Source organism: Amycolatopsis sp. lyj-90, from assembly GCF_046549035.1.
Taxonomy (GTDB): domain Bacteria; phylum Actinomycetota; class Actinomycetes; order Mycobacteriales; family Pseudonocardiaceae; genus Amycolatopsis.
Genome location: NZ_JAJPWP010000014.1, coordinates 38,932 through 54,668 on the forward strand (window position 1 = coordinate 38,932; position 15,737 = coordinate 54,668).

The 15,737-nt window shown below is 69.5% G+C and carries 14 protein-coding genes and 1 other RNA gene; 1 reads left to right on the forward strand and 14 read right to left on the reverse strand.

What is annotated here, in order from left to right; translation table 11 throughout:
* Nucleotides 1–87 precede the first annotated feature (87 nt).
* Complete coding sequence (locus ACLJPX_RS39360) at nucleotides 88–1,053, forward strand: AAA family ATPase (protein WP_101612590.1); 966 nt, start codon at nucleotides 88–90, stop codon at nucleotides 1,051–1,053.
* 465 nt (nucleotides 1,054–1,518) lie between these two features.
* Here ACLJPX_RS39360 and ACLJPX_RS39365 read toward each other — a convergent pair whose 3' ends face one another.
* From ACLJPX_RS39365 to ACLJPX_RS39430, 14 genes are all read right to left on the reverse strand, one after another.
* Entirely contained in the window at nucleotides 1,519–1,716 is a 198-nt protein-coding gene (locus ACLJPX_RS39365; RefSeq protein ID WP_410605349.1) for a hypothetical protein, read from the reverse strand.
* A 34-nt stretch (nucleotides 1,717–1,750) separates the two neighbouring features.
* Nucleotides 1,751–2,908 (reverse strand): hypothetical protein, encoded by a 1,158-nt coding sequence (locus tag ACLJPX_RS39370; RefSeq protein ID WP_410605350.1) that lies wholly within the window; start codon nucleotides 2,906–2,908, stop codon nucleotides 1,751–1,753.
* A gap of 102 nt (nucleotides 2,909–3,010) precedes the next feature.
* Entirely contained in the window at nucleotides 3,011–4,009 is a 999-nt protein-coding gene (locus ACLJPX_RS39375) for a C40 family peptidase (protein ID WP_101612587.1), read from the reverse strand.
* 4 nt (nucleotides 4,010–4,013) lie between these two features.
* On the reverse strand, nucleotides 4,014–4,610 hold the full coding sequence (locus ACLJPX_RS39380) for a hypothetical protein (RefSeq protein WP_410605351.1): 597 nt from the start codon (nucleotides 4,608–4,610) through the stop codon (nucleotides 4,014–4,016).
* A 3-nt stretch (nucleotides 4,611–4,613) separates the two neighbouring features.
* Nucleotides 4,614–6,779, reverse strand: coding sequence for a magnesium transporter (locus ACLJPX_RS39385; RefSeq protein WP_410605352.1), 2,166 nt, complete (start codon nucleotides 6,777–6,779; stop codon nucleotides 4,614–4,616).
* The gene (locus ACLJPX_RS39390) at nucleotides 6,776–9,733 is read right to left on the reverse strand and encodes an ATP-binding protein (protein ID WP_410605353.1); all 2,958 of its coding nucleotides are present in this window, start codon (nucleotides 9,731–9,733) and stop codon (nucleotides 6,776–6,778) included. The genes ACLJPX_RS39385 and ACLJPX_RS39390 overlap by 4 nt, the downstream gene beginning before the upstream one ends.
* Nucleotides 9,734–9,736: 3 nt before the next feature.
* Entirely contained in the window at nucleotides 9,737–10,213 is a 477-nt protein-coding gene (locus ACLJPX_RS39395; protein WP_101612583.1) for a hypothetical protein, read from the reverse strand.
* A gap of 13 nt (nucleotides 10,214–10,226) precedes the next feature.
* Nucleotides 10,227–10,493, reverse strand: a complete 267-nt coding sequence (locus ACLJPX_RS39400) for a hypothetical protein (RefSeq protein ID WP_005166545.1) — start codon at nucleotides 10,491–10,493, stop codon at nucleotides 10,227–10,229.
* Nucleotides 10,494–10,935: 442 nt separating this feature from the next.
* On the reverse strand, nucleotides 10,936–11,799 hold the full coding sequence (locus ACLJPX_RS39405; protein ID WP_410605354.1) for an SCO6745 family protein: 864 nt from the start codon (nucleotides 11,797–11,799) through the stop codon (nucleotides 10,936–10,938).
* Between the two features lie 194 nt (nucleotides 11,800–11,993).
* An RNA gene (gene rnpB, locus ACLJPX_RS39410) (RNase P RNA component class A) lies at nucleotides 11,994–12,383 on the reverse strand.
* A 14-nt stretch (nucleotides 12,384–12,397) separates the two neighbouring features.
* Nucleotides 12,398–12,967: a hypothetical protein gene (locus tag ACLJPX_RS39415; protein ID WP_410605355.1), complete on the reverse strand. Its 570-nt coding sequence runs from the start codon at nucleotides 12,965–12,967 to the stop codon at nucleotides 12,398–12,400.
* Nucleotides 12,888–14,171, reverse strand: a complete 1,284-nt coding sequence (locus ACLJPX_RS39420) for an NAD(P)/FAD-dependent oxidoreductase (RefSeq protein ID WP_410605356.1) — start codon at nucleotides 14,169–14,171, stop codon at nucleotides 12,888–12,890. Before ACLJPX_RS39420 ends, ACLJPX_RS39415 begins: the two co-directional genes overlap by 80 nt.
* Complete coding sequence (locus ACLJPX_RS39425) at nucleotides 14,168–14,977, reverse strand: 4Fe-4S domain-containing protein (protein ID WP_410605357.1); 810 nt, start codon at nucleotides 14,975–14,977, stop codon at nucleotides 14,168–14,170. Before ACLJPX_RS39425 ends, ACLJPX_RS39420 begins: the two co-directional genes overlap by 4 nt.
* Nucleotides 14,974–15,624 carry a DUF4142 domain-containing protein gene (locus tag ACLJPX_RS39430; RefSeq protein ID WP_410605358.1) on the reverse strand — a complete coding sequence of 217 codons (651 nt, stop codon included), beginning with the start codon at nucleotides 15,622–15,624 and terminating at the stop codon, nucleotides 14,974–14,976. The genes ACLJPX_RS39425 and ACLJPX_RS39430 overlap by 4 nt, the downstream gene beginning before the upstream one ends.
* Between the last annotated feature and the right edge of the window lie 113 nt (nucleotides 15,625–15,737).

Genomic DNA, 15,737 nt, shown 5'->3' on the forward strand with positions numbered 1-15,737 from the left:
GCCCGTTCGGGCGCGGGCCGGTCGGGTGTACGTTACGGCCGAAATGAAAACCGATACCCTTTTCAAAACGACAGGAAGGGCCGTGGCGTGAAGATCGCGTTCGTCGGGAAGGGCGGCAGTGGCAAGACCACGCTGGCGTCGCTGTTCACCGCGTACCTGGCCGGCGGCGGGAAACCGGTACTGGCGATCGACGCGGACATCAACCAGCACCTCGCCGTCGCGCTCGGCGCGAGCGAGGAAGAGGCCATCGCGTGGCCGACGCTGGGCGACAACATGGGCCTGATCAAGGAATACCTGCGCGGCGACAACCCGCGGATCGCCGACGCGGCCTCGATGATCAAGACGACCCCGCCGGGACGCGGGTCACGGCTGGTCCGGCCGTTCGAGGACAACCCGATCTTCCAGGCCTGTTTCCGCGAGTTCGGCGGCGTGCGGCTCGGCGTCACCGGGCAGTTCGACGAGGACGACCTCGGTGTCGCCTGCTACCACTCGAAGGTCGGCGCGGCGGAGCTGCTGCTGAACCACATGGTCGACGACGCGGGCGAATACGTGGTCATGGACATGACCGCCGGTGCCGACGCGTTCGCGTCCGGACTGTTCACGCGGTTCGACGTGACGTTCCTGGTGTGCGAGCCGACCGTACGCAGTGTCGGCGTGTACCGGCAGTACGCCGACTACGCGCGGGACTTCGGCGTGCGACTGGTCGTCGTGGGCAACAAGGTGACCGAGGACGAGGACATCGACTTCCTGCGTGACGAGGTCGGCGAAGCGCTGCTGGGCTGGATGGAGAACTCGCGGCACGTCCGCGCCGCCGAACGCGGTCGCGCGCGCCCGATCGGCGAGCTCGAGGCGCACAACCTCGGCACGCTGGGCTCGATGCTCGCGACCGTCGATGCGGAGCAGCGGGACTGGGCGCGCTATCAGCGTCAGGGCGTCGAGTTCCACCTGCGCAACGCGCGGGCTTGGGGCAGCGGGCGGGCCGGGGAGGACCTCACGGCGCAGGTGGACCCGGAGTTCGTACTGGGCCCGGTGCTGGCTCGGCAGGACGCCTGACCACCTCGTGAGTGGTAAGGGCGGTTCTGGTGGACCGGTATTTGCCTGCCCACTGGATCCTGATGTCATCTCGGTGAGCTTGTAGAGCTTGTTCTGGATGCCGTTGTGGGCGAGTGGAGGATTTGAGACGTTCAACGTCCCGAATCCTCCCCACTCGGCTGCCGTCCGCGAGATTGCGGGGTGCCACGGTCGATGATGAAGGAATCGGGACACTCAACGTCCCAAATCCTTCATCGTCAACGCCCGACACACGCGTGAGCCGCCACCCCAGCCGAGCGTGGAGGATTCAGGACGTTCAACGTCCCAAATCCTCCACACTCGAACCTGACACAGTGAGATTCCGGTGCCATCGAACTCCGAGACCGGACCGACCCCCTCGACTACCGCAACACACCTTCGCCCTGGTCACGCACAGGTAGCCAAATACCGGTCCGCTCTAACCGTCCTTACCACTCACGAGGAGGCTCAGTCACCGTTCCACTTGGCGTCTTCGGCGTCGGCCTGCTGCGTGCGTTCCTTGGCGATGTCCAGGGCGCGCCTGGCCGTCGCCTCGTCCGGGTACGGGCCTAGGAGGTCCACGCTCCGGCCTCGTTCCAGGTGCTCGACCTGGTTCGTCTTGGTGTTGTAGTACCAGCCCTGATCCGGGTTCGGGTCGCTCGACATACGTCTAGCGTGACATCACCGGGACGTCCTGTCATCACTTGCGGTAGCGGTAGGGGATCTCCGTGGGATCGCCGGTCGGGCCGAACTCGCCGCCTTCGGGCTGGTCCACCTTCGAGCTTTCCGGCACGTTCTCGCCGAGTTCGTCGAACCAGCCCCGGTGCAGCGGAAGACCGCGCGGCGGTGTGGCGGGCTCCGGCGCGACGGGGATGCCCTGCGGCGGCGAAGACGGCGACGTCGGCTGCGGCAAGGGAGCCGCGTTGGGCGGCATCGCGGCAGGCGGCGGAGTCGTGACCGGCGGCGGTGTGGCAGGCGAAGTCGTGACCGGCGGCGTGGCGGCAGGCGAAGGCGCGGCAGGCGGCGTGACCGGCTGCGGGCTCGAGGGCTGCGGCAATTCCGGCTGCGGCTCGGCCTGGGGCGGCGCGGCGGACTGCGTTTCCGGCGTGGCCGGAGGCGCGCTCACCGACGGGGGCGGCATCTGCGCGGGCTGAGGACGGATGGGCGGCGGAGCGAGCGGCGGCTGCGCCTGAGCCGCGGCGGGCGGTGGTGGCTGCGGTGCCGCGTGGCCTCCCGGCAACGGCGGCGCGGGCGGCCCGGCGGGCGGGGCGACCGTGCGCCACACCGGCGCGGGTCCGATGTTCATCGGCGCCGGGGCGCGCGGCGGCTGCCCGGTCACGGGCGGCGCGGCCTGCGAAGGCGGCGGGGGCGCCTGACGCTGCACGGGCTTCGGGATCGGATCGAGGCAGGACACGAGCACCGTGGTGCTCGCCGGGTCCTCGATCTTCCGTCCGCTGCGCTCGCGGTAGATCATCTCGCCTTCGGTGTCCATCTCGACCAGGTAGCCGGCCTCCGCCAGCTGCTCCTCGTCGAGGTCGACGAGCTTTTCGTAGCGCGACGGGACGACACGGTAGATCGGCCACGCGAGGTGGGCGTTCTCGTGGTGGAACTGGGCCAGCAGGGCGGCCATCTGCTGCTGCCAGGGCAGCGACATCCCCTCGGCCAGCGATCTCGGCAACACGACGTAACCGGGGTCGACTCCCGGCCAGCCTTGGTTCAGCTGATCGGCCAGCGGCGTGCTCGACGCCGGTCTGGCGGCCTGCCTCGCGGGCTGAGGAGTACCGAAAAGATCGCGGGGATCGACCTCCGGGCCGCCTCCCGCCGCGGGCTTGCCTCGCCTTCCGAATTTCCGTGCCACGTTCTTCATCCTCTGCCAGTGTGCGGCCGCTTGCCGGTGGACAGGCCGCCACTTCGGGTGAATCCGATGGTCCCGCGGTCGCGAAACCACGCGTTCACCATGCTAAACGCCAGGGCGGACCGCCTGCGCGACCACTTCGGCCTCGTCGAAGGAGAAGTCGCGGATGTGCACCGGGACGCCGGTCTGCTGAGCCTCGACGATCTTGCCCTCACCCAGGTACATCATCACGTGGTGGATGGTCGCCGGGTTCGACGGGACGGTGGCGAGGAACAGCAGGTCACCGGGCTGCGCCTGGCGCACCGGCAGCATCGCGCCCGCCTTGTACTGGTCCCGGGAAACCCGCGGAAGGATGATCCCGGCCGACTCGTAGGACCGCAGCATCAGCCCGGAACAGTCGTAGCTGTTCGGTCCGGTGGCGCCCCAGATGTACGGCTTGCCCTGCTCGGCGAGCGCGAACTTGATGGCCTGCGCGGCGGCCTGGCTCGGCGGCACCACACTGCCGACGCTCGAGCCGCAGCCGACGACGTCGACGATCTGGCCCTCGTTCTGCACGAGGAGCGCCGCCATCGGCTCCCAGTTGTGGTACCGGTCGGGGAAGCCGGACCGCTCCACCCGCTGCGCGGCGTCACCGGGGCGCATGTTCTCCCAGTCCGGCACCGCGAGCAGCACGTCGAAGAACTTGTTGACCTGGTACGGCGGGTCGGTGACCTGCGCGACGGTGCCCCAGCCCATCGACGGCCGCATCTGGAAGATGCCGAGCGAGTCGCGGTCGCCGTGGGTCAGGTTCCGCAGCTTGGACTCGGTCATCCCGGCCTGGATGGCCACCTGCCACGCGCGCGGCGACAGGGTCCGCTGCTTGCCGATCGAGATGATCAGCGCGACGATCCCCCGCTGTTCTTCGTCGAGTTTGTTGATGTCCGAAGAACCGCGATCGGTCTGGCCGGGCAGGGTCGGCCCGATCGACGCGTCACAGGAGGTCTTGACGACGCTGCCCGCCTGCGCCTCCATGTGGTCGGTCACCACCTTGGAGACCGTGCTCGTGGTGACCACCGCGGCGAAGACCGCGGCGATCAGCACGCCGACGATGATCCCGATCTTCATCGGGTCAGCTCGCTTGCGTGAACTTGGTGACCCGCCACCCGAAGTTCAGCTTGGCGACGGTGACCCGGACCTTGGGCCCGTCCGTCGGGACATCCACCTCCATCGATCCGGCGAGGGAGGACACGACCTGAGGCTCCCCGGTCACCTTCGTGGCGGTGATGTTCGCGGGATCCACCGTCGTCATTTCCCCGGCCAGGTATTCCTCGGTGGTGTACGGCCGTAAGCCGTTCAGCCACTGCTCGGTCGTCGTACCGTCGGGATGGTTCGCCCATGCCGTCACCCATTCCTTGGCGACCCGGACACCGCTCTGGTCAGGTGGTGCGGAAGACGGTGGCGGCTGGGTGGTCAGCCGCGGCGGCAGCGTCGACGTCACGGTCACCGGCGCCGCGACGCCCGGCCGTGAGGTGGAGGTCGCCGAGGAACTCGTCCCGGTGGCCGTCTGTGCCGGTTTGCCGATGGCCTTGGGCAGCAGGATGCCCACCGCGGTGAGCACCACCCCGAGGAAGACCAGCGTGCCGATGAGATGGCGGGGCGAGCGCAACGGCCAGCCCCACAGTCTGCGATAGACCGCGGTTCGCCCGCGGTTGGTCCGGATCGGCATGGATCACCGACCCACGGCGTGGTCGGTGTCGCGGACTTCCTCGCGGACCTCGAGCCCGCGCGACGGCCGGTACAGCACGAAGACCGGCTTGCCCGCGACGACCTCGGGATCGACCCGGCGAGGACGCGGCGACGACGGACCCGGTTGCACCGGCACGGTGCCCGAGAAGTCGGGCGTCGTGTAGCCGCCACCGGCGGAGTTCATCCGCGACGGCACCACGACCGGCTCCGGTTCGTCGCTCCAGCGCCGGTCGGCGACCGGCGAGGTGTCGACCCGGCGGCTCGGGATCTGGACAGGGCTCCGCCCGCCGGAGGTGAACATGGAGTCGCCGGGAGTGCCCGCGGACGGGTTGTACTGGCCGAACACCGGGACGCCTCCGCCGCCACCGGCGGGAAGCGCGGACATGCCGCCACCTCCGCCGACCGCGCCCGGCCACGGCGCCCCGGACCAGGCCGCCGCGGGCCGGATCGCGCCGGAACCGTTGTCGAGCCGCTGGGAGCTGGCAAAAATGGTCGCCTCCGGCCGGAACCGCCCGCCGCCGACCGTCGCGCCGACGGGACCGCGAAGGTCGCCGTCGACGACATCGTCGGTGTCGCGGACGTTCTGCCAGAACGCGTCCTGCGGGGTCGCTTCGTTGTTCTTCTTGCGGAAGCGGGAGAAGAGACCGCCGCGTGGCGAGGGGACCGCGCCGCCGACCATGCCGACGGACATCTCGACCATCTGCCACAGTCGCCGGACGGGACGGCCGATCATGAACAGCAACACGGTGATGATGGCCGCGAGCGCCATCTTCGTCAGCAGGGACAGCGAGTTCCCCGCGGTGAAGATCGCCTCGAGCAGGAGCGTGTGCACCCCGGCCAGCACCGAAAGCACCATGAGGTTGAAGGCGACCGCGCCGACGACCTTGAGGATGCGCTGCATGATCTGCGGCTGGAGCAGCGCGATCAGCCCGATCAGCGGAGCCGTCAGGACGAAGATCCTGATCAGCACCTGCGCGAGCAGGACCGTCGCCTTCGCCAGCAACTGGAACAGCGAGTAGAAGATCCCCTGGCCGAGGGAAAGGAAACCGGCGCCGACGCGGCTGCCGTCCTCACCCGTGAAATAGCCCGTCGCCGGGCCGAGTTTGGTCGAGATGTCCTTGAACGCCGCCTTCTTCGAGTCCACCAGCGCGGTGTCGGCGTCGCCACCCTGCTGGATCTGGCCCCAGGTGAAGGCACGCGCGTCCAGCAGGAGCGGGCCGTACTGGAGCGCCTGCGGCGAGTCCGGGCTGCCGAACTCCCCGCGCAGCCAGTTGTCGTAGACGACCCGGCAGTGCAGTTCGGTCGGGACCCGGTCCCACGGCTGGCGAGCCGCGACTGCCTCCGGGGTCGCCTGGCACGGTTGTGCCGAGGGCGGTGGCGGCTGGGTCGGCGGTGGCGTCTTGGGCTCGTCGATGAACCCGGCCTGGATGTTGGTCGTGGTCTGCACGATCGCGTTGTCGATCGGATCGAGGAATCTCAAGAGCGCCAAGGAGGACGCGGCCAGCCAGACCGCGGCCAGCCCGTACAGCGCCCGTTTGCTGACCGCCGCGAGATCGCCACGCCAGATGTTGCGGAACAACATGATGGACATGATCAGCGCGGCGAGGCCGAACAACTGGGCGTAGATGTTGTTGTAGACCTTCTCGGCCCCGGCCTTGACCGCGTTGTACAACGGGCTGAGCAGGCTTCCCTGCAGCACGGTGTAGTGCAGCGAGTTCGTGGCGCCGACGAGGTTCTTGCCGATGTTGAAGAGCTGATTGCCCGCCCAGGTGTCGATCGTCGAGTTGGGCGAGGTGATGCCCGCCAGCGGGCCGCAGTCGGTTTCGAAGGTGTCCCAGACGTGTCCCGCGTAGCCGTACACGTTGTACGGGCTGCCGCCTTCACCGCGAGCGGTCGCGGGCGGGTCGAGCGCGCCGACCATGCCCGCGCCGGGCCGTTCCGGGTTCGGCGCTTCACCACAGGCGGCGGCCGACGCCGCCGGAGCGGTCACCACGGCCTGCAGCCCCAGGATCAGCATGACGACGAACATCGTCGCGCGGCGGCTGGGCCTGCTCTTGCCCGGCCGCGGCCCCTCTTCGAGGCGGCGGCGCAGCGCGTGCCAGCCGGCGGCGAGCGCGAGGACGCACGCCAGCGTGATCACCGTGTTCATGCGGCATCCCTGCCGGTGCCACCCTTGCCGGCGCGCGCGTGCTCGCCCTTTTCCCCGTTCGTGATGTGTCCATTTTGGACGGCGCCTTGTACTTCGCCCGTCTCGGCCGCCAGCGGGTCCGGAGCGCCGAGCATCTGCTCGTCGGTGAGGCCGACCTCGAGTTCGGCCGCGAGTTCGAGATCCTCTTCGAGCTCGAAGTCGTCTTCCTCCGGTGGCGACGCCACGAACTGCTTCTCTTCCGGGACCGCGAGTTCGTTGCCCGGCCTGGACGGCTTGGCGTCGGGCGAGCCCGGCGTGGTGTCCATGACCCGGCGCAGGTGCTCCAGGTGCGGTCCGGAGAAGTCGACGCGGATCCGCTCCACGCCGCCGGCACCGTCGCCGAAGATGAACTGGCGGGGCTCGACGTCCCGTTGCAGATCGCGTGACGAGCCGGGACGGCGGCCGAGTGCGGCCACCACCTGCTCGTAGCCGACACCGACCGGGACCTTGAGCAGGCGCAGCGCGTCGGCCTGGGCGTCGTCGTCGTCGAGACGGCCGACGAACACCGAGTCCAGCAGCGCCACGAAACCCTGGATCTTCAGGAAGTCCGCGGGGATCTGCGAGGACAGCAGCACCCGGACGTTCCACTTTCGCGAGTCACGGGCGAAGCGGTTCATCAGCACGCGGCCGGTCGGGACCTCGGAGAGGAAGAACGCCTCGTCGATCCAGACGCCCTTGCGCAGTTCCTTCGGCTTCTCGTACACCGACCGCTGCGTGAGCCACGCGGCGAGGTTCAGCATCTCCACGCCGAGAGATTCCGCGTCCGTCCAGTACTCGCGCGGGACGCCGTCCTTGGGCAGGGTCAGCCCCGCCATGGTCAGCACGGTCATCCGGTCGTCACGGGTCTCGGCGTACGGGTCCGCGTCGGTCTCCGGGATGAGCAGCGCCATCCGCTCGCGCATCTCGTCGAGGAAGTCCGCGACGACGACGGCGTGCTCGTGGTGCTCGCTGGAGTCGCGTCGCAGCGCGTCGATCACCTGACCGGGGTCGGCTTCGAACCGGCCGCCGACCGCGCGGACGGCGCGCAGCAACACGATCCGGGTCTGCGCCATCCGCGAGACCTCGTACGGCAGGACGCCGGTGAGGACGTCGAGCACGAGACGGCGGCGCGTCGCGCCCGCGAGGGCCTTCTCCCGCCGCCACGAGCGCTCGGGGTCGTCCTCGTCCATGAAGTGCTCGATCTGCGGCTCGGCGACCACCCGGTACGGGTTGAGGATGCCGGGCTGCGCGTTGAGCAGGTTGATGTTCCGCGCGTACGGCCGCATCTCGGGCAGGTCGCACAGCCGCGAAAGCGGGCCGGACGGGTCGAGGATCGTCCAGTGCGCACCCGCGCGGAGCGTCTTGTAGACGATGCCGCCGCCGAGGAACGACTTACCGCCACCGAGCCCGGCGACCATCGCCGTCAGACCCGAACCGTCGCGGATCTCCTGCGCCATCCACGGGTCCCACGCCACCGGGCGCCGGGTCGCGGTCACGGTCTCGCCGAGCAGGATGCCGCGGCGGTCGCCCACCTCGGCCGTCGCCGTCGGCACCGACGAGGACGCCCACACGACCGAACCGCGGCGCATGTACGCCGCCGAGGCCAGCGGCTCGCCGGGGATGAACTCCCGGGCCAGCGCGTACTGGGCTTCGGGATGCTCGACGGCGATCTTCGGCTTGTAGAGGTCGAGAAGCTGCTGGGCCAGGCGCAACGCGTCACGCTCGGTCGGCCCGGACACCGCCAGCCGCCACCAGGAGCGGACGCGGGTGGCCAGCGCGGTGAAGCCCGACGTCATCTCGTCGTCGATCTCCAGCACCCGGCCCGCCTGGCGCGCCAGCGACTGCGGCGGTTCCAGCTCGTGCTCGTCGGTGTAGTGCTTGACCTGCGAGCGCACCTTGTTCATCTGGCGCTGCAGCTCACCGGCGACCTCTTCGGGCCGCCGGACGTAGATCCGCGCGGACACCTCGACCGCGGCGGGCAGCCGGTCGGCGTGCTGGATCCACGGGTCGTCGACCTCGGGGATCTGCAGGCCGTGCATCTGGCCGACGGTGAGCACGGCGAGATGCCGCGAGACCCCGGCGTTCGAGCCGGTGCGGCCGCGCACGGTGACCGTCGGCGCGTACGGCTCGGCGTGGAAGTCCGCCGCGTCGGTGAAGCTGGCGAGGTCCTCGGGCTCCCAGGCCGCGCCGGGGATCGCGGGCATGTTGCGCGGCGCGGGCAGGCCCAGCGAGCACGAGCGGTGCATCAGCCAGGACATCTCTTCGGCGTGCACCGGGCGGCCTTCGAGCCCGGCCGAGCCGATCACCTGGTCGAGGTGCTCGACCTCGGAGTCGAGCGCGGCCAGTTCGGCGTCGACGGCCTCCGGCAGGATCTTGCGCAGCACCGGGGCGGCGCTCTCGACCGCGCGGTCGATCATCCGCCGGGTCTGCACCTGGACGCCGAGGTAGACCTCTTTTTCGGCCATCGAGCGGCCCATCAGCTGCTGCTGCTCGCCGATGAGGTAGTCGTCGAAGGACAGCGCGCCAGGGACGTCCTGGGGACGGCCGACGGCGTTGTGCACGTGGGCCTCGGCCCACATGCGGATCGGGTACGGCCGGTTGGTCACGCGCAGGTGCAGCCAGCGGCCCTGGAGCTCCGCGTACTGCCCCGCGATGGCCGCGATCAGGTCGCGGCGCTGCGAGTCCGACCGGAACGACCAGCGCTGCGGCGCGAGCCGGTACCAGGCGTAGACCTCATAACCAGTGCGTAACAGGTGCCCGTCGATGCTTCGCGCCGCGATGGACGGGGTATAGGTGGGTATGGCCGCCTCGCCGGGCAGCCGCCTCCCCTTGCCGGCCTTCTTGGGCTGCGCGGAGCGGACCTGCTGGGGCGGGTTCCAGGCCCCTTGCTGCAGGTCTCGATCACGTTTTCCTCGGCTTCCGCCGCGACCGAACAACGACTACCTCCCGGCCCGAGCCGCAGGGCGGCTCCGACGCGCTCGTGGTGTTCCCTGAGCTCCGGCGCCGCCGCCGTAGCCGTCGTACTGGTACTGCCGTCTCCTGCGGTGCTTCGGCAGCGGGCGGGTCGCCCGCACCCGGACGCGGGAAGCGCTGGCCGCGCCGCCCGTACCCGTGGTCCGTTCTCTAGGTGAGTTGAGCTCTTTCGCCGCCATCCCGGCCACCGCGCCCAGCGGGCGCTCGTGGCTGATCTTGGACGTGATCAATCTGGTGATCACGATTGTGGCGACGAAAGCCCAGGCGGTCGAGAAGAACCCGAAGCTCCAGCCCGCCCACCGTTCGGCGGTGAGCACGAGCAAAAAGACCGGGATACCGACGAGCCACGCGACGTAGCGGGCTCTCCAGGGAAAAGTCGCTTTCGGCGGGCCGAGCCACACGGCATCGACCCGGTAAACCTCGTCATCGGTGCGGATACGCAACGCGGGCCCTGCCTCAGCCCGTGAAGAGGCCGGCGATCCACTGGCCCACGTTGACTCCGGCACCACTCACCGCGAGGCCGATGATCGCCAGCGCGATCACGACACCGGCGAGACGGCGCATGACACCAGCGTTGTCCCCCTTGCCGCCACCCAGCCACAGCAGCAGAAGTGCGACGGCCAGCAGCACCAGGGGAATGATGTTGTCGATCAGCCAGGTGCGGACGTTGCCGGTGCCGAGCTCGCCGGCGGCCAGCGTGTCGAGGGTGGTCAAGGTCATCATCGCATTACTCCCGGTGCGCGGAGAGGGGGTTCGCGCGGTTCTGGCTCGGTGGTGCTTCGAACATCATGGCGTCACGAGGCGTAGCGGTCAAAGCGCGCTCCGTAGATGTCGTTTTGTCTACTAATCACAGAGCGAGGCACAGCACCACGACCATCCACGGTCTCCATCATCGTTGCAAGGGTCGTCAGGATTAACCCCGGCCACCCGTATTTCGCAGTGCGCCGACGAAATCCCCCGGTTGCGAGGAAGATGCTCACTGTGAGTGCGGGCCGACCGACGAGAATCCGGCCGCGACCAGTGTGACATGACTCGTTCGGTGGCTTCTCGCGAGTCCGCTGGGTGAGCACGCATTCGACAAAAATCATCGATACCGATCAAGCGAAAGTCATACTTCCGTTACCCAAAGCGAAAACTTAACAGGCATTTTCACTACATAGCGTGATTATCGGCCCGTCGAGAACACATTCGCGGGAAAAGCGCCGGCTTCGACGGCCTGGCGGCTCAACGGCCCGCACAGCTCGTGCAGCCGCTGGGTCTTTTCCTCGCCGAGGTGCTCCCAAGGCCCTGTCGACGCCGCGTTGGTGGCGGCCTCGACCCGCTCGCGAAGATCGTTACCGGCCTCGGTCAGGCCGCCCTCGGCGTCGAGGATGCCCCGCTCGCGGAGCTTGGCGGCCGCGCCGTCCCACTGCTCGTCGCTCCAGCCCCGGGAGGCCTTGGCCGCGGCGGCCAGGAAGCCCTTGCCGGTTGCGGTGTGCGTGAGGAGGGCGTCGAGCCCGTCGAGACCGTTGAGGAGGAGCGCGGCGATGTGGCCGTCGCCGCGGTGCTCACGCAACAGGGTGATGGCGTGCCAGAGGGCGAGGTGCGGCTCGCTCGGCCAGTCGAGGTCGGCGTGCCCGGCGTAGAGCGGACGGCCGTCGACCTGGCAGCCCCCGGTCGCCTCGCGGGCGAGCTCGGCGGCCTCGGCGACCGCTTCGGAGCCGAGCGTGTCCTTGCCGAGCAGCCGGGTCAGCGTCGCGTCGACGGCTTCGAACCGGGCTTCGATGATCCGCTCGGGGGTGGCCAGCGTCCAGGCGCGCGGGATGTAGCGGGCGACCAGCTCGGGATTGAAGTTGTAGAAGGTCGCCGCGACCACGCTCGGGCCCACCGCGCCCATGGGTGCCGCGCGGCCCGCGAAGTAGGTCATGCGCCCCGGACGGAGCCCGGCGCCGGTGAGCGCGGCTTCCGTCTCGGGTGCGAAGTAGGTAAGGGAATGCAGTACATCGAACGTCCCGCGGAACCGTCCCGTGACCCGACTCGCTTCGCCCATGGGGGCACCCTACCGGCAAGTAGACAGGGGGCGCAGCGTCCGAAGGTGCCGAGGTGGGAAGCAAGGGACCTTTGCTATCGCTTCCGCAGGTGGGGAGCGGAGTGTCCGTGAAGGCCTCCTTCCCTACGCTCAAGGTAGGTAAGGAGGCCTTCACGGACCTTCCTACTTTGTCCTGAATGTCAGGAAAGAAGGAGCGGACGAGCCGGCGTGTAAGCCGGATCCTGTCCTCGCTTCGCCTTGCGGCTCCGCGAGTGGCGGCCATCCATCTAGGCCCGCCGTCGCCGACGGGCTCGAGCGGCCTACCCGCAGACTCGGGCGGGCAGCCCTCGATCGTCTGCGCAGGAGCCTCGCGGCTCCCTCTTGACCTTGCTCCGGGTGGGGTTTACCTAGCCGTCCTGGTCACCCAGGACGCTGGTGGTCTCTTACACCACCGTTTCACCCTTACCTCCGCGAACGGAGGCGGTCTGTTCTCTGTGGCACTGTCCCGCGGGTCGCCCCGGGTTGCCGTTAACAACCACCCTGCCCTGTGGAGTCCGGACTTTCCTCGAACCGGTCTCCCGGCTCGCGGCCGCCCTGCCGACTCGTCCGTCGGCGAATCCTACTGCACGGGCGCGGGCAGGCAGTTCAGGTTGCGCTGCCCGTCGGGTTCGACCACGAACCAGAGGTGGTCGGTGCCCTGCCCGGTCCATTCGCCGGGCCGGGCGTTGGCGAACTTGTAGAGCGGCCACCCGGCGAGCGTGACCTGTTTGGCGCCTTCGGGGCGCTTGATGGTGTCGACGATCGCCGGATCGATGCCGGTCACCACCGGCGTGCCGGTGGTCGTGATGGGAATCCACACCGCGGCGCAGTCCCCGAGGCACGCCGAGCGGGCCTTGTGCGGGTTGTCGCGTTCGTACCGGAAGAGGACGGCGCCGGTCTCGTCGAGGACGGCCTGCCCCATTTTCGTCATGTAGACGGCGGTGAGCTGAGTGCCGGGCGGAGCCTCCTCGGGAGTGCTGGGGCGCGAGGTGCCGGACGGCGGGACGCGCGGGCTGGGGAGGGTCTCGGTGACCGGGGCCCTCGCAGTCAGCGCCACCCGGTCGTCGGGATCAGCCGCCTGCCACCACATCGCGGCGCCCACGACGAGCGCCGCGATGACGACGAGCATGGTCAACCGCGATCGGCGCATCAGGCGTCTCCGTTTCTCCCTGCGGGCTGACGGGGTTCTGTTCCGCGATCTCGTTGGTCCAGTGGAGGACGGCGGACGGGCTGTCGAGGCCGACGACACCGACGAGGCGGCCCTTGCGGACGAAGCCGGTGACGGGTTTCTCGCCGCCGACGGGCGAGGCGAGCGCGACGGTGTCGGTGCCGAGTTTCGGGATGCCGCCCGCCTGGATGCGCACGCCGTGCTGTTCCGACCAGAACCGCGGCACCGGCGCGAACGGCTGCGACGCCTGCGGCCCGGCCAGGAGGCTTTCCGCGGCGGCCCGGCCCATCTCGACGGCGTTGAGCCAGTGCTCGACCCGTCTCGGCGCCTCGTCGAACCGAGGATTCGGCCACTGCGCGACATCGCCGGCGGCGACGATGTTGCCCATCCCCAGCACGTGACAGGTCGGTGCGCAGACGACGCCGTCGTCGAGCGGCAGTTTGGACCCGCGCAGCCACGAGATCGACGGCACGGTCCCGACCGCCACGACGACGCAGGAGACGTCCAGGATCCAGCCGTCGGAAGACCGGAGTCGCAGGCCGTTCGCCGTGGTCTGCCAGTCCTCGATGGACGCGCCCAGCGCGAGCCGCACGCCGCGGGCCCGGTGCAGGGCCGAAAGCTTCTGCCCGATGTGCTTGCCGACGACCTCGCCGAGCAGGGTCGCCGACCGGCCGATGATGGTGACCTCCCGGCCGACCTCGCGCAGGCTCGCGGCGACCTCGCAGCCGATGAAACCGCTGCCCAGCACCGCGACCGGACCGTGGTCGGCGGCGAGGTTGTCGCGCAGTTCGGCGGCGTCGGCCAGCGTCCGGACGACGACCACGCGCGGATGTCCGTGCGGGACACCGGAAAGCCGCCGCGGTTCGACGCCGCTGGCGATGACGAGCCCGTCGTAGGGCAGTTCCTCCGCCCCAGGCAGATGGACCACCTGGCGGCCCGGCTGCAGATGCATGGCCGGGGTGTTGAACCGCCATTCGGCGTCGATCTCGTCGAGCCGCGCGAGCATCATCTCCGCCGGATCCGTGGTGCCGGTCAGCAGTTGCTTGGACAGCGCCGGCCGGTGATAGGGCAGGTCCGGCTCGTTGCCGACGATCACCAGTTCGCCGTCGAACCGCAGTTCCCGCAGCCGTTCCGCGCAGCGCAGCCCGGCCAGCCCGCCACCGACCACGACGATCCGTTCGCTCATTGTCCCGCCCCTTGCAGTTGGATGGCTCGCATCGGACAAGCTCGGGCCGCCGCCTGGACCAGCGGCACCTGTTTGGCGCCGGGTTTTCGGAGATAGCGCAGCTGGCCGTCACCCTGCAGTTGGAAGACCTGCGGCGCTTCGGCCTGGCAAATGGCGTAGCGGTGGCATTTCTTGTCGTCGACGGAAATCCGGACCGGCGCGGCCCGGCCGGTTTCGCCGTCGAGCAGGCCGAGGCGGACCAGCGCCCGCGGCGGGAGCACCCGGAGCACGGTGAGCAGGACGGCCGGGGTGAGCACGGTGATCCCGCCGAGCCAGACCGTCGCGAGATTCCCGTTCGCGGACGCGCCGAGCCACGAGTGGATCGCCAGCAGGCCGACCGAGAAGTAGCTGACCTGATGGAACCGCTGCCAGCTCCGGCTGACCGCTCCACGGCGCAACGCGGCGGTGACCGAGACGGCGACGAACAGTTCCAGTCCGACCACGCCCGCCGCGTGCCGCGCGAATCCGCCACCCGCGAACGGGATCAGCAGCATGACGAAGTCGAACGACTCGTCGTCGAGGAAGAGATAGGACAGACCGTGGACGACGCCGGTGGCGAGGGTGAACGCCGCGAGCACGACGTGACCGCCGCGCAGCGCCTCGTGTCCGGTGACGCGCCTGATCCACCCGGTGGCGCTCAGTACGCCCCACGCCAGCGTCAGGCACATCGTCACGTAGGCGAAGCGGGCCGAAAGCGTGGCGATGTCCCGGACTCCGCTGTCGTGCGGCGACGGAGCCTGGATGACCGCGAGAAGCGAGGCCGTCATGCGCGCCTGCCCGGTGAGCCGAGCACCCGCACCAGACCGAAGGTCGCGCCGCCGGCGATCCCGGCCATGAGGACGCCGAGCGCGACGTCCCCGCCGTCGAGTTCGTTGCCGCCGGCGGGCACGACCATCAGCGAGGTCGTTTCGGCGATGCCGGTGCTTTCGAGCAGGGTCATGTGCCGCATGACGGTGTCGACGGCCGTCTGGGCGAAGGACCGCATCGCGTCGTCACGGGTGGCGGCCCGGACCTGGGAGGCGAGACCGAAGATGCTGCCGTGCGCGGCACGGGCGCGGTTGACGTACGCGCGGTCGAAGTCGGCACCGGCGGCGCCGGTGATTTCGTCCACCCAGGACCGTTGTTCCTCGGTGGGCTCGCCGGGAAGTTCGACACGGACCTTGGAAGCGAGTTCGCGGACCTGCGCGTCGAGGCGGTCGTGGTCGTCGGCGAGTTTGCGGCCGACCTCCCGCACCCGCTGCCCGCTCCCGCGTTCTTCCGCCTGACGGCTGACCGGGCCTTCCCACAAGCCCGCCTGGCGCACCCGCACGAGCAGTTCCCGATCATGGGAGTCGATTTCCGCGAAAGCGGCTGTCGGCGTTCCCGCCCATATCACCAAGCACGCGATCGCCACTCCGAGCAGTCGATAGATCATTTCACCCGTCCCCGTCCGCCAAGTACCTCACTGGGAGTACGGCGAACCGGAGCGGCCGGTTCGATCTCTGTCCCGACAACCAGGTGTGACGTGCATCACACGACACATTTAGA